A 14,376-nucleotide genomic window follows, 5' to 3' on the forward strand; every position below is an offset into this window, starting at 1 on the left:
CTGGTAACTGGGCCTTGAAGATGAATTTAAATACCTGAATCAAAAGGAAAATGACATGAAAGTTTATTACGACAAAGACGCGGATCTGTCCCTGATCCAGAAGAAGAAAGTATCCATCATTGGTTACGGTTCACAAGGCCATGCCCACGCGCAAAACCTGCGCGATTCAGGCGTTGAAGTAGTTGTTGGCCTGCGCAAGGGCGGTGCCTCCTGGTCCAAAGCCGAAGGCGCGGGCTTGAAAGTGAAAGAAGTGGCCGACGCCGTAAAAGAAGCGGATGTGGTCATGATTCTGTTGCCCGACGAGAACATCCCCGACGTGTACAACAAAGAAGTAGCCCCCAACATCAAGGCTGGTGCTGCTTTGGCATTTGCCCACGGCTTCAACGTGCATTACAACCAGGTTGTTCCACGTGCAGATATCGACGTCATCATGATCGCCCCCAAAGGCCCAGGTCACACCGTACGTTCTGAGTACCTGAAAGGTGGTGGTGTACCCTCACTGATCGCAATTTACCAAGACACAACCGGCAACGCTCATGACATCGCTTTGGCCTATGCTGCAGCAAATGGCGGTACAAAAGGTGGCGTGATCGAGACCAACTTCCGCGAAGAAACAGAAACCGATTTGTTCGGTGAACAAGCCGTGTTGTGCGGCGGTGCGGTTGAGTTGGTAAAAGCTGGTTTCGAAACTTTGGTTGAAGCAGGTTACGCGCCTGAAATGGCTTACTTCGAATGCCTGCACGAGCTGAAGCTGATTGTTGACCTGATGTACGAAGGCGGCATCGCCAACATGAACTATTCCATTTCCAACAACGCGGAATATGGCGAGTATGTAACAGGCCAACGTGTAATCGCAGACCAGGCTCGCGCAGCCATGAAGGAATGTCTGGCCAATATCCAGAACGGTGAATATGCCAAGCGTTTCATTCTGGAAGGCAAAACCAACTATCCAGAAATGACAGCGCGTCGCCGTTTGAACGCACAGCACCCCATTGAAATCGTGGGTGCCCAGCTGCGCGCTATGATGCCTTGGATCAGCAAGAACAAGTTGGTTGATCAGTCCAAGAACTAATCGACCGATTGATTGCTGCTCTAGAAACCCGCGGTGCGAAAGCGTCGCGGGTTTTTTTGTTATTCATCAAGTGCCCACCCATTTCGACAAGCCTTTGATTTCATCAATAGTTTGTGGCGTCACACCCATTAGTTTGTTGTAGTAGGGCAGTTGGGATTTGCTGCCAGCCACACCAGTATTGAGTGCCTGTATTTCACGATCACCACCCGCAAAAAACAGTTTCTGAAAATTTTCCTGGGCAATTCCCTGGCGTTTTGCATTGATTTCACGCAATAGTCCACCAGTTGCGTTCAAATGCGCGTATAAGTCTCGAATTTCAACGTGAAGTTGCCCCGTCCTGTCTTTGCCGCTTTTGCAATTGAAGGCTGGGGTAGCGCCAATTTCATTGCTCAGCGCCAAAAGACGTGTGGGCAATTTGTAAGGTTCATTGCCAACTTCGTGGTGCAAGTCTTTGAGCATAATTTCCCGCACCTGGTTTACCAATTCTTTGATCAGGCTTATTTTTTCAGTCAGTACCTTGCGTTTGCTGATTTGTGCAGGGCTCGCTCCGTCCGTGTTGGCCAGTTCGGCATTCAACTTTCGCAGTTGGTCTCCCGCAAGGCCACCGATTGGTTTGTTTTTTTCAATGGAGCCAATCAGGTGTTTGACTGATTTTTTGTTGATTGAGTCTGCTGTTCGCCAAATACCGATCAATCTCCCCATTTTGCTCAGCGACAAATGATTCACTGGTGTGCAAAAAGTGAAGATACTTGGTTTAACTTTCAGCTCTTTCTCGTGACCTCGTCCATCGGCAATTCGGATCCGCATTTCTTGCCCATTGGCCCGGGCAAATGCACGCTGTTGCTGCTCAATCATCTCTTTTTCTTTGCCAGCGGCAGTCAACAGATTCACTGAAACAATATTGATTTCAATGACTTCTTCTGAATTCATATTGCGGGCGTCCAATTTATTCCGCTTCAAGTGATCCAGCAAGCTTGCGTGAATAAATTCTTTCACGCGTGCATCATTCGCAGCATTTCGCTGATCAGGTATTTTGATGCCATACGCATCATGCACAGCATGCCTTAGCCCTGAGAACACATAGGCTGTGTCAGTGTCCGAAATTGGATATGGTCTGAATTTGGTTCTCCACAAGTTCACTGCATGGCGTGCTTCTTGAATTGCGTAGCTGCAAACCCCGTTGATGCCATCCCGTCGATAACTCTCCGTCAGCGCGCTGTCCAGGTTTTTTGCGGGAGTCATGGTTGTCAAAAATTTCAAATTCTTGAATTTGTATTGCGGCTCAGTAAAACGCAGATCATGCAGCACAGAAATGTTGTTCCAGTCTTTTGACTGAAGTACATCGATGTATCGCTCAAAAATCTGTTTGTCCAAGGCATCAATACTCATGCTTTTTGTTCGAAATCCAAGGCTGCGGAACTTTCCGTGGATCACTGAGGCCAATGCCGTACGTACATGAACATGCCGGGTCGACTCCGGGATGTCACGGCCCCAAGTGCCCGCGTGAACCAGCGCGGTTTGCTCTCGTTTGAATTGCCGGAAAACATCGGTCATCTTGCTCCGCTTGTGTTTTCCGCCAATACCTTGCTTGATGCTGGTGTTGTCAAAGCTGATATTCTGCGATTGCTTCTCGCGAAGGGCGCTCGCAGCCTTGTCAATTAGTGACGAGAATTCTTCAAGCGAAATGTTGGCATCAGGTTTTGAATTTTGTTTGAGTATTTCGTTGACCACTTCAAGCGCGGCTTGGTAGTGAAGTAGTTTGAAACCTATCGCATCGGCAGTAGAAACCGATTCGCCGGATGAGCTTCGCTCAAGTTCTTCTATATAGCTGGTCTCGCTACAGGCGCTAAAATAATCAGCCTCATTCTCGTTGGTCTCGGTGATTTCGTCTTTCTTGTGTGTGTTGCGCACTGCCGCAGGCGCATTTCTCGCTTGGGCTGTTAACAATTTCAAACTTTGTGTCATCGATCCAGGAAAGCCCGAAAGCAATAGTTTCACCAATTGAACAAGCGGGCTGAAAATGCGAAGCAGAGCGCTGCCAAACACGCCATGGTTTACTTGGTTGACGGTTTGTTCACTCGGTGAAATCGTGTGGCTTAGGGGGGGTGTGTGGATTGAATTGTGGGGGGGCATACTTGATGAGCAATTTGCGGTTTTGTGGGGGGGCTGATGATAGGTGGCTGGGGGCGAACCAAAGTTCAATAGTCAAGATACCTGCCCAGTACCCGAATTTCGAAGGTGGTCTTGTTTGAAGGGGTTGTAGGGGGCTCATTCTGATTCTTATTGGTCAATTCGCACAAAACTTACCGCACTTGGTCGTTTTGGCTTATAAAATCGGGTTCATAACCATTCTCAACAAAGAGTCATGAACTATCCACATCCCATCATTGCCCGCGAGGGTTGGCCTTTCCTGGCAATCGTCGCAATCCTGGCGCTTGCACTTCAGTCGTTTGGCCTAACATTCCTGTCGGTCCTTGCCTGGATTCTGTTCATTTTTGTATTGCAGTTTTTCCGTGATCCCCCCCGTTACATTCCTGCTCAGAAAAACGCGGTAGTGTCACCTGCCGACGGGCGCATCGTGGCCGTAGAGCGCGTAGAAGACCCCTATGCCCAGCGTGAAGCCCTGAAAATTTCCGTATTCATGAATGTGTTCAATGTGCACTCCAATCGAATTCCGATCGGTGGCGAGATTAAATCTGTGGATTATTTCCCTGGATTGTTTGTGAATGCAGATCTGGACAAGGCCAGTACCCAAAACGAGCGCAATGCCATTGTTATTCACACTGAAAGCGGGGCAACAGTCACTGCTGTGCAGGTGGCTGGTTTGATCGCCCGCCGAATTCTCTGTTACGTCAAGCCAAGCGAGACCGTGGAAAAGGGACAGCGCTACGGTTTCATTCGCTTCGGTTCCCGCGTGGATGTATATTTGCCCACCGATTCTGTACCCAAAGTTGCAATCGGGGACAAAGTGTCTGCGTCCTCAACCGTGTTGGCCGAGTTGGTGTCCTGATCATGCGATTCAAGCGCAATAAAAACCGGTTTGGTGCTCCAAGGGCCTTTTCGAGTGGTGCGGCCCGTCCGGCTGGAAAACCCCACAAAGGCGTCTACTTGCTGCCCAACCTGTTTACTACAGCGGCCTTGTTTTGCGGTTTTTATGGCATCGTGATGGCCATGAGTCAGCAGTTCACCACTGCTGCAGTGGCCATTTTTGCCGCTTTGGTGCTCGATAGTCTGGATGGTCGAGTTGCCCGAATGACCAATACCCAGAGCGCATTTGGTGCCGAGTACGACAGTTTGGCGGATATGGTGTCCTTTGGCGCTGCACCCGCGCTCATTATTTACGAATGGTCACTCAGCGGAATGGGCAAACTGGGCTGGGTGGCGGCTTTCGTTTACCTGGCCGGTGCAGCTTTGCGCCTGGCACGATTCAATACCAATGCAGCCGTGGTGGACAAAGCCTGGTTTCAGGGCCTGCCCAGCCCTGCTGCAGCCGCTTTGGTGACCGGGTTTGTGTGGGTGATGGACGACGCCAAAATGGCTGGAGCCGAGCTGGATTGGCTGGCTTGGGGTATTACCTTCTACGCCGGGATCACCATGGTGTCCAATGTGCCATTCTTCAGCGGCAAAGATTTCCATTTCCGCCGCAGTGTTCCCTTCCTTGTGCTCGCCTTGATCCCCTTGGTATTTGCTTTGGTTTCTCAAGATCCGCCTAAGGTGTTGTTCGGCGTTTTTGTACTGTATGGGCTTTCCGGTTATGTGGTGTACCTGGTGCGGAAAGTAAAAGGGCAGGGACTCAAAGGGCTGGACATCGAAAGGGACGAACATTTTTAAGTCGGGCTCCCTGCAATACCGCTGCCAGCGTGCATTGTTGTATCCTTAGAGCATAATCAGGAGAACAGCATGTCAGACCGCCTCATCATATTCGATACCACCCTGCGCGACGGCGAACAAAGCCCTGGCGCATCCATGACCCGTGAAGAAAAAATCCGCATCGCAAAGCAGTTGGAAAAGCTGAAAGTCGATGTAATCGAAGCGGGTTTTGCTGCCTCCAGCAATGGCGATTTCGAAGCCATCAGATCCATTGCATCGGTCATCAAAGACTCCACCGTGTGTTCTTTGGCCCGTGCAAACGACAAAGACATTACGCGTGCGGGTGAGGCGCTGGCACCCGCCGAGCGCCGCCGCATTCACACCTTTATTGCCACGTCGCCCCTGCACATGGAAGTGAAGCTGCGCATGACACCCGACCAGGTTCTGGAGCAGGCCGTGAAAGCAGTGAAGCTGGCCTTGCAATATACCGACGATGTTGAGTTTTCTGCTGAAGATGGCTATCGCTCGGAATTGCCTTTCCTTGCCAAGGTTTGTGAGGCGGTCATCAAGGCAGGCGCCAAAACAATCAATATCCCCGACACCGTTGGGTATGCCGTGCCCTCCTTGTATGGAGAATTCATGCGCGACTTGCGCACCTTGACGCCTAATAGCGACAAGGCCGTGTGGTCAGTGCATTGCCACAATGACCTCGGCATGGCGGTGGCCAACTCCCTGGCTGGCGTGGCCATTGGTGGTGCGCGCCAAGTGGAGTGCACCATCAACGGTTTGGGTGAGCGCGCCGGCAACTGTTCTCTCGAAGAAATCGTGATGGCGGTTAAAACCCGCCGGGATTTCTTTGATCTGGATGTCGGTATCGACACCACCCAGATCGTATCAGCCAGTCGTTTGGTCAGCAACATCACTGGTTTCGTGGTTCAGCCCAACAAGGCAATTGTCGGCGCCAATGCCTTTGCGCATGCATCCGGTATTCATCAGGATGGTGTCTTGAAGGCACGTCAGACTTACGAAATCATGACTGCTGAAGACGTAGGCTGGTCTGCCAATAAGATCGTGCTGGGCAAGCTGTCCGGTCGCAATGCATTCAAGCAGCGATTGGAAGCTTTGGGCATCGAAATGGAAAGCGAGCAGGCCCTGAACGATACATTCCAGCGTTTCAAAGACCTTGCTGACCGAAAAGCTGAAATTTTCGATGAAGATATTCATGCATTGGTGTCGGGTGACGGTGTGGGTGGTGAGTCAGAGCATTACCGATATGTGTCGCTGGTTCAGCACTCCGAAACCGGTGAGCGGCCCAAGGCGCGTGTGGTTTTTTCGATTGATGGCCGCGAGGTGATATCTGAAAGCCAGGGTAATGGGCCTGTAGACGCCACGGTAAAGGCCATTGAGGCTGAAGTTCAAAGTGGTGCCGAGCTGCTTTTGTTCTCAGTCAACGGTATTACTTCGGGCACCACGGAATCGCAAGGTGAAGTTACCATGCGCCTTCAAAAGGGCGGTCGAATCGTTAACGGCGTGGGTGCCGACCCCGATATTGTGGTTGCATCGGCCAAGGCTTATCTGTCTGCATTGAACAAATTGCAGTCAAAACATGAAAAGTTGAATCCACAGGTTTGATTTTTACAAGATTTCCCCTACAATAGCGGGTTCAGGTGACCACCTTTTGATTTAATCAAATTATCGGGTGGTCTTTTTACACGGAACTGCGGTTGCCATTGTGGCTGCAAGTTCACGCAAGTGGAGTAATAAAGATGTCAGAAATCAATAAAGCGGCAATTCTTGCCGAATATCAACGCGCCAAGGGCGACACAGGTTCTCCCGAGGTTCAAGTGGCATTGTTGACAGCCCGAATCAACTCGTTGACCGATCACTTCAAGGCCAACGCCAAAGACCATCACTCACGCCGCGGTTTGCTGCGCATGGTGTCTCGTCGTCGTAAGCTGCTTGATTACCTCAAGCGCAAAAACGCAGATGCCTACCGCAACCTGATCAGCAGCTTGGGTCTACGCAAGTAATTGGTCGCTGCTACAAGCCGTTGATTTGACTCAAATGCCTGCAACCCCGGTTGTGGGCATTTGTGTTTTAAAACTGACGGGCTCTCGCATCCGGGTATTGGCCCGGCGAGATTACTAAAAGGAAAAGACAAAGTGTTTGAAATTCATAAAGAAAGCTTCCAGTACGGTCAACACACAGTGACCCTGGAAACCGGTGAAATTGCCCGTCAAGCAGGTGGCTCTGTAATCGTCACTGTAGACGACACCGTTGTACTGGCCACCGTAGTGGCCGCCAAGTCGGCGAAGCCTGGTCAAGATTTTTTCCCATTGACTGTTGATTACGTTGAAAAATTCTATGCCGCCGGCCGTATCCCCGGTGGTTTCTTCAAGCGTGAAGGCAAGGGTACTGAGCAAGAAACCCTGAATGCACGCTTGATCGACCGTCCATTGCGCCCCCTGTTTCCTGAAGGTTTCTTCAATGAAGTGCAGGTGACCCTGACCGTCATGTCGATTAACCCCGAAGTCAATCCAGACATTCCAGCCATGCTGGGCGCCTCTGCTGCGCTGTCAATCGCCGGTATTCCTTTCAATGGCCCAGTGGGTGGCGCACGCGTAGGTTACATCAATGACCAGTACGTACTGAACCCTACTGCGACCCAGTTGAAAGACAGCAAGATGGACCTGATTGTTGCGGGTACCGAAGCCGCTGTGCTGATGGTTGAATCTGAAGCCCACGAGTTGTCAGAAGAAATCATGTTGGGTGGCATCATGTTCGGTCACGAGCAAATGCAAGCCGCAATCAACGCCATTCACGCATTGACCGCCAAGGCCGGCAAGCCGGAGTGGGACTGGAAAGCAGCGCCTGCAAACGAGCCCTTGGTGGCTGCAGTTACAGAACTGGCCGCCGAAAAGCTTGCGGCTGCTTACAAAATGACTGAAAAGCAGGCTCGTAGCCAGCGTCTGAAAGAAATTTCAGCCGAAGTGGCCGCGGAACTGCCATCCAAGCTAACTGAAGAGCAACGCGCTGGCATTACCAATGCTGACGTAAGCGACATCATGTTTGGTTTGGAAGCGAAAATTGTTCGTGGTCAAATTCTGAATGGCGAGCCACGTATCGATGGTCGCGACACGCGCACCGTGCGCCCCATTACTGTTCGCACAGGTGTATTGCCTCGCGCACACGGCTCAGCCTTGTTCACTCGCGGTGAAACACAGGCTTTGGTGGTGACCACCTTGGGTACCGGCCGTGACGAGCAAATGATTGATGCGGTAGCCGGTGAATACCGCGACCGTTTCATGTTCCATTACAACATGCCCCCGTACGCCACTGGTGAATGTGGTCGCATGGGTGCGCCCAAGCGCCGTGAGATCGGTCATGGTCGCTTGGCGCGTCGTGCAGTGGAAATGATGCTGCCGGCCCCTGAAGACTTCCAGTACACCATGCGTGTGGTGTCTGAAATCACTGAATCCAACGGTTCAAGCTCCATGGCGTCTGTTTGCGGTGGCGCATTGTCACTGATGGATGCAGGTGTTCCATTGAAGCAGCTGGTGGCCGGTATTGCCATGGGCTTGATCAAGGAAGACAACAAATTCGCAGTGTTGACGGACATTCTGGGTGACGAAGACCACCTGGGCGATATGGACTTCAAGGTGGCTGGTACGGAAAATGGTGTGACTGCTTTGCAGATGGACATCAAGATTCAGGGCATCACCAAAGAGATCATGCAGGTTGCGCTGGCGCAGGCCCGTGAAGGCCGCATGCACATTCTGGGTATCATGAAAGAGGCCACAGGTGGCAATGTGGGCGAATTGTCTGCCTACGCCCCTCGCATGATCACCATGAAAATCAACCCCGAAAAGATTCGTGACGTGATCGGCAAAGGTGGTGCAACCATTCGTGGCATTACCGAGCAAACCGGTGCAAGCATCGACATCAAGGAAGACGGTTCTATTACCATCGCCTCGGTTGATGGTGATGCTGGTGAGCGTGCCAAAAAGCTGATTGAAGACATCACGGCCGAGGTTGAAGTTGGCGCGGTGTATGAAGGCACCGTGTTGAAGTTGCTCGATTTCGGTGCAATTGTCAGCGTGTTGCCAGGCAAAGATGGTTTGTTGCACATCTCCCAAATTGCCAACGAGCGCGTGAACACGGTTGGTGATTTCTTGAAAGAAGGCCAGGTTGTGAAGGTTAAAGTGTTGGAGGCCGATGAAAAAGGTCGCTTGCGCTTGTCCATGAAAGCCTTGCTGACTCCTGAAGCGCCTGCTGAGCAAGCGTCTGAAGGCTCAAGCGAAGGTTGATGAGAACAGCGCTTTTACAACAACTGCCTGTCAGCATGAGGGCAGTGGGTGTGAAAGCCCCCGGTGGCGTAGATCAGCTTGAGTTGATCGAGCTACCGGTGCCGACACCTAAGCCAGGTGAGGTGCTTATTCAGGTTAAGGCCGCCGGGGTAAATCGCCCCGATGTTCTTCAACGCCTCGGTTTGTACCCGCCGCCCCCAGATGCCAATCCTAACCTTGGATTGGAAGTGTCTGGTGTGGTTGTGGCTGTGGGCGCAGGGGTCTCTGAAAGCATGTTGGGAAGCTCCGTCATGGCTTTGTGCAATGGTGGGGGTTATGCGGAATATGCGTGCGCACCTGCAGGGCAATGCATGCACATACCGGAAGGTTTAAGTTTCACCGAGGCGGCCAGCCTGCCCGAGGTGTACATGACCGTTTGGCAAAACCTGTTCATGAAGGGTGGTGCCAAGGCGGGTCAAACTGTATTGATCCATGGAGGCAGCAGTGGCATTGGCACGGCTGCCGTCCAGCTTTGCAAGAAACACGGGTTGCGAACCCTGGTTACAGTTGGTAGCCAAGAGAAAGCCGATTTTTGCCTGGGTTTGGGGGCGGAGAAAGCCTACCTGTACAAAACCCAAGACTGGGAGCAGTTGGTATTGCAGGATACGCAACAGCAGGGTGTCGATTTGATTCTCGACATGGTGGCGGGCGAATACCTGAATAAAGATTTAGGTTGCGCAAAGCCCCAAGGAATGGTGATAGTCATTGCCCTTTTGGGTGGGCGTTTTGCAAATATTGATGCGGCAAAGTTAATGACCAAGCAAGTGGTATTGACTGGAACTACCTTGCGCCCGCGTTCTGCTGAGTTTAAGGCAGATTTGGCGCGACAGGTTGAAAGTGAATTGAGAGAAGGTTTTTCCTCTGGAGTGCTGAAATCGCTGGTTCAAGCCACTTTCACACTTGATGACGTTGCCCAGGCGCACCTGTTGATGGAGTCGGGCAACTCCTTGGGAAAAATTGTGCTCTGCATTGAGAATCAAGGAAGGGAATCAGGACAAACATGAGCGAGACAAACAAACAAAATCCGAGAAAAAAGTTGGTGGCTGGTAACTGGAAGATGAATGGCAGCTTCGATTCGAATGAGGCGCTTATTTTAGGCTTTCTGCCCGAAGTTGATGATCAGGTTGATGTGTCCGTATTTTGTCCTTTTCCTTACTTGTCGCAGGTCGGCAAGCTGTTGGAAGATCAAAATGTTGCTTTTGGTTCGCAAGACGTATCGGCAAAGCCGAGTGGTGCCTACACTGGTGAGGTCTCGGTGGACATGCTCAAAGAGTTTGGCGTGAATCAGGTGCTGGTAGGACATTCCGAGCGCCGCCAGTACCACGCCGAAAGCAGTGTGGCAGTGGCCGAAAAGGCGGTTGCAGCCATTCAGGGCGGTATTACGCCAATTGTTTGTGTGGGAGAAACGCTCGCAGAACGAGAAGCGGGAAAGGTTGAGGCAGTGATTGCCTCTCAGCTGGACCCGGTTGTTGAGCGTTGTTCAAAGTTTGTTGAAAGCGGCACCTGGAACCTGGTGATTGCCTACGAGCCCGTTTGGGCAATTGGTACTGGCGTTACCGCCAGCCCCGAACAGGCTCAAGAGGTGCATGCCATGATTCGTACCCGATTGAATGCGATGTTGGGGCCGGAAGTGGCTCAGAACACCCGAATTTTGTACGGCGGAAGTGTAAAGCCGGGCAATGCAAGCGAGATTTTTGCAAAAGTTGACATTGATGGTGGCCTAATTGGCGGTGCCGCTTTGTCTTCTGATGATTTCTCTGGAATAATACGCGCCGCGAGAGGTTAAATAATTTATGAGCATTTTCAATACATTCTTGGTGGTCATGCAGATCATCTCTGCAATCGCCGTAATCGTTCTTGTTTTGTTGCAGCACGGCAAGGGCGCAGACATGGGCGCAGCCTTCGGCAGCGGCTCATCCGGCAGCCTGTTTGGTGCAACCGGATCGGCGAATTTCTTGAGCCGGGCCACAGGCTTTTGTGCTACAATCTTTCTGCTTTGCACACTGGGTTTGGCCTTTTATTCTAGGGCTGGCGTCGAAGCAGAATCCGGTGGTGTGATGGAGGCCATTCAGGCTTCTCCAGCAGAGGGAACGGCAACCCCTGCGGAGACCAAGCCGGCTGAGCCAAAAACGCCCGTGCAGGACATTCCAAAGTAATTCGTTGCGAAGCAATATGTTGCAGCAACAATATGCCGACGTGGTGGAATTGGTAGACACGCTATCTTGAGGGGGTAGTGGCCACAGGCTGTACGAGTTCGAGTCTCGTCGTCGGCACCAAGGTTTAAATCAAAGCCGGTCTTGTACATAACGACCGGCTTTTTTTCGGGCTAATCGAAGGCCATTAGGGTTTACACGGGAGTCACAGTGAATTTAGAGTCTTATTTTCCAGTGTTGTTGTTCATCCTTGTGGGGATCGGTGTAGGCGGTGGTGCCATGCTGGTCGGTCGAGTTCTCGCCCCCCACCGCCCTGACGGGCAAAAACTTTCCCCATACGAGTGCGGTTTTGAAGCCTTCGAAGATGCACGCATGCAATTCGATGTGCGCTATTACCTCGTTGCCATTCTTTTTATTCTGTTCGATCTCGAAATCGCCTTTCTCTTCCCCTGGGCCGTGGCCTATCGGGAAATTGGTCCAGTCGGTTTCTGGGCCATGATGATTTTTCTGGGTGTTCTGGTGGTGGGCTTCATTTATGAATGGACCCGCGGTGCGCTGGACTGGGAATAAGTTGTCGAATAAGCGGGCTATTTACGGGCAATTGATCGCCCCACTTTCGTGAAGGTAGTAAGCAAATGGGTATTGACGGCGTTTTAAACGAAGGTTTTATCACCACCACGGCTGACAAGTTGATCAACTGGGGTCGCACAGGTTCGCTTTGGCCGATGACATTTGGTTTGGCGTGTTGTGCTGTTGAAATGATGCATGCGGGTGCCAGTCGCTACGACCTGGACCGTTTCGGCATTATTTTCCGCCCCAGTCCGCGGCAATCCGATCTCATGATTGTTGCAGGCACGCTGTGCAACAAAATGGCACCGGCTTTGCGCAAGGTATACGACCAAATGGCCGAGCCGCGCTGGGTCCTATCCATGGGCTCTTGTGCCAATGGTGGTGGTTACTATCACTACTCGTACTCGGTGGTTCGGGGTTGTGATCGCATCGTACCCGTTGATGTGTACGTGCCAGGCTGCCCACCCACCGCGGAAGCGCTCATGTACGGTCTGCTCCAGTTGCAGAACAAGATCAAAACAACTTCTACCATTGCGCGATAAGGGGTTCTATTCATGACACAGAACCAAACTTTGAGCCTGGAAAAGTTAAGCGCCGATCTGGCCGCTGCGCTCGGTGATCGTATTGTTGAATGCAAAGTGGCCTTCGGTGAAGTGAACCTGACGGTGAAAGCAGATTCCTATTTTGAATCGTGCACCATACTTCGCGACCATGAAACACTGCAGTTTGAACAGCTGATCGACCTGTGTGGCCTTGACCGCAGTGAGTATGGCAATGAATTGAACGAATCCCGGCGTTTCTGGGTGGTGTGTCAGTTGTTGTCGGTGTCAAAGAACATGCGTGTGCGTCTGAAGGTGTGCTGTCCTGACGACGATCTGCCCACAGTGGCCTCGGTCATCGACGTTTGGTCTTCTGCCAACTGGTATGAGCGTGAGGCGTTCGATTTGTACGGCATTGTGTTCGAGGGGCACCCTGACCTGCGCCGCATTTTGACCGACTATGGTTTTGTGGGCCATCCGTTCCGCAAAGACTTCCCCTTGTCTGGTCATGTTGAAATGCGATACGACCCAGAGTTGGGCCGTGTGGTGTACCAACCCGTCACCATTGAGCCGCGTGAAATTACACCCCGCATCATTCGCGAACCTCAATATGGTGGAGCGAAATAATCATGGCTGAAATTAAAAACTACACCCTGAACTTTGGCCCACAGCACCCCGCTGCGCACGGCGTGTTGCGTTTGGTGCTTGAACTCGATGGTGAAGTGGTGCAACGTGCTGACCCACACATCGGTTTGCTGCACCGTGGCACTGAGAAACTGGCTGAGCACAAAACATTCATTCAATCGCTGCCGTACATGGACCGCCTTGATTACGTGTCCATGATGTGCAATGAGCATGCTTACTGCATGGCCATTGAAAAGCTCTTGAACATCGAAGTACCTGTTCGCGCGCAATACATTCGCGTGATGTTCGACGAAATCACCCGCATTCTTAACCACCTGCTTTGGCTGGGTGCTCACGGGTTGGACGTCGGCGCCATGGCGGTGTTTTTGTATGCCTTCCGTGAACGTGAGGATTTGATGGACTGCTACGAGGCTGTCTCCGGCGCGCGCCTGCACGCCGCATATTTCCGCCCCGGTGGCGTGTATCGCGACTTGCCAGATCGTATGCCCCAGTACAAACCTTCCAAGGTTCGTTCGGCTAAAAAAGTGGATGCATTAAACAAGAATCGTCAAGGTTCGTTGCTTGATTTCCTGGATGACTTCACCCAGCGTTTCCCGAAGTACGTGGATGAATACGAAACCCTGCTGACCGATAACCGAATTTGGAAGCAGCGTTTGGTCGGAGTGGGTGTAGTTACACCTGAACGCGCTTTATCCATGGGCTTTACCGGCCCCATGTTGAGAGGCTCTGGTATTGCCTGGGACTTGCGCAAGAAGCAACCTTACGAAGTATATGACCGTCTGGATTTCGACATACCTGTGGGCAAGAACGGCGATTGCTACGACCGCTATTTGGTGCGCGTTGAAGAAATGCGCCAGTCGAACAAAATTATCAAGCAGTGTATCGATTGGTTGCGTGTCAACCCTGGCCCCGTAATGAGCGACAACCACAAAGTAACGCCGCCCAAGCGTGTGGACATGAAGACCAACATGGAAGAACTGATCCACCACTTCAAGTTGTTCACCGAAGGTATGCACGTGCCAGAGGGTGAATCCTATGCAGCGGTTGAGCACCCCAAGGGTGAGTTTGGTATTTACTTGGTCGCAGATGGCGCAAACAAGCCCTATCGCTTGAAAATTCGCGCGCCGGGCTTTGCACACCTGCAAGGATTGGACGAAATGTCTCGTGGTCACATGCTGGCTGACGTGGTAACCATCATCGGTACCCAAGACATCGTGTTCGGTGAAATTGATCGCTAAGGA

Annotated in this window: 14 protein-coding genes and 1 tRNA gene; 14 read left to right on the forward strand and 1 reads right to left on the reverse strand. The window is 51.8% G+C overall.

Features of this window, described 5'->3' with window-relative positions; all coding sequences use genetic code 11:
- Positions 1-55 precede the first annotated feature (55 nt).
- Complete coding sequence (ilvC, locus tag PY990_RS06630) at positions 56-1,072, forward strand: ketol-acid reductoisomerase (protein WP_105028767.1); 1,017 nt, start codon at positions 56-58, stop codon at positions 1,070-1,072.
- A gap of 66 nt (positions 1,073-1,138) precedes the next feature.
- On the opposite strand, the gene PY990_RS06635 is transcribed toward ilvC, so the two are convergent.
- Positions 1,139-3,025 carry an inositol phosphate phosphatase SopB gene (locus tag PY990_RS06635; RefSeq protein WP_275270947.1) on the reverse strand — a complete coding sequence of 629 codons (1,887 nt, stop codon included), beginning with the start codon at positions 3,023-3,025 and terminating at the stop codon, positions 1,139-1,141.
- 412 nt (positions 3,026-3,437) lie between these two features.
- Here PY990_RS06635 and PY990_RS06640 point away from each other — a divergent pair, with 412 nt between their 5' ends.
- The 13 genes from PY990_RS06640 (at position 3,438) to PY990_RS06700 (ending at position 14,373) form a co-directional block, all read left to right on the forward strand.
- On the forward strand, positions 3,438-4,082 hold the full coding sequence (locus tag PY990_RS06640) for a phosphatidylserine decarboxylase (RefSeq protein ID WP_008251163.1): 645 nt from the start codon (positions 3,438-3,440) through the stop codon (positions 4,080-4,082).
- Between the two features lie 2 nt (positions 4,083-4,084).
- Positions 4,085-4,903 (forward strand): CDP-diacylglycerol--serine O-phosphatidyltransferase, encoded by an 819-nt coding sequence (pssA, locus tag PY990_RS06645; RefSeq protein ID WP_275270948.1) that lies wholly within the window; start codon positions 4,085-4,087, stop codon positions 4,901-4,903.
- Between the two features lie 69 nt (positions 4,904-4,972).
- A complete protein-coding gene (locus PY990_RS06650) occupies positions 4,973-6,514 on the forward strand; it encodes a 2-isopropylmalate synthase (protein WP_275270949.1) in 1,542 nt (513 codons plus the stop codon).
- 134 nt (positions 6,515-6,648) lie between these two features.
- Positions 6,649-6,912 carry a 30S ribosomal protein S15 gene (gene rpsO / locus PY990_RS06655; RefSeq protein WP_008251166.1) on the forward strand — a complete coding sequence of 88 codons (264 nt, stop codon included), beginning with the start codon at positions 6,649-6,651 and terminating at the stop codon, positions 6,910-6,912.
- A 132-nt stretch (positions 6,913-7,044) separates the two neighbouring features.
- A complete protein-coding gene (pnp, locus tag PY990_RS06660; protein WP_275270950.1) occupies positions 7,045-9,189 on the forward strand; it encodes a polyribonucleotide nucleotidyltransferase in 2,145 nt (714 codons plus the stop codon).
- Positions 9,189-10,232 carry an NAD(P)H-quinone oxidoreductase gene (locus PY990_RS06665; RefSeq protein ID WP_275270951.1) on the forward strand — a complete coding sequence of 348 codons (1,044 nt, stop codon included), beginning with the start codon at positions 9,189-9,191 and terminating at the stop codon, positions 10,230-10,232. The genes pnp and PY990_RS06665 overlap by 1 nt, the downstream gene beginning before the upstream one ends.
- Positions 10,229-11,014 (forward strand): triose-phosphate isomerase, encoded by a 786-nt coding sequence (tpiA, locus tag PY990_RS06670; protein ID WP_275270952.1) that lies wholly within the window; start codon positions 10,229-10,231, stop codon positions 11,012-11,014. The genes PY990_RS06665 and tpiA overlap by 4 nt, the downstream gene beginning before the upstream one ends.
- Before the next feature lie 7 nt (positions 11,015-11,021).
- Entirely contained in the window at positions 11,022-11,384 is a 363-nt protein-coding gene (gene secG / locus PY990_RS06675) for a preprotein translocase subunit SecG (protein WP_105028774.1), read from the forward strand.
- Between the two features lie 34 nt (positions 11,385-11,418).
- Positions 11,419-11,504 (forward strand) — tRNA-Leu (locus tag PY990_RS06680).
- Positions 11,505-11,591: 87 nt separating this feature from the next.
- Positions 11,592-11,951 (forward strand): NADH-quinone oxidoreductase subunit A, encoded by a 360-nt coding sequence (locus PY990_RS06685; RefSeq protein WP_171098558.1) that lies wholly within the window; start codon positions 11,592-11,594, stop codon positions 11,949-11,951.
- Positions 11,952-12,016: 65 nt separating this feature from the next.
- Positions 12,017-12,493 carry a NuoB/complex I 20 kDa subunit family protein gene (locus tag PY990_RS06690; protein ID WP_008251188.1) on the forward strand — a complete coding sequence of 159 codons (477 nt, stop codon included), beginning with the start codon at positions 12,017-12,019 and terminating at the stop codon, positions 12,491-12,493.
- Between the two features lie 12 nt (positions 12,494-12,505).
- Positions 12,506-13,117 carry an NADH-quinone oxidoreductase subunit C gene (locus PY990_RS06695; protein ID WP_275270953.1) on the forward strand — a complete coding sequence of 204 codons (612 nt, stop codon included), beginning with the start codon at positions 12,506-12,508 and terminating at the stop codon, positions 13,115-13,117.
- Between the two features lie 2 nt (positions 13,118-13,119).
- A complete protein-coding gene (locus PY990_RS06700; protein ID WP_008251193.1) occupies positions 13,120-14,373 on the forward strand; it encodes an NADH-quinone oxidoreductase subunit D in 1,254 nt (417 codons plus the stop codon).
- Positions 14,374-14,376: the final 3 nt, after the last annotated feature.

Origin of the sequence: Limnobacter olei (genome assembly GCF_029087225.1) — a bacterium.
GTDB classification, from domain to species: Bacteria; Pseudomonadota; Gammaproteobacteria; order Burkholderiales; family Burkholderiaceae_B; genus Limnobacter; species Limnobacter olei.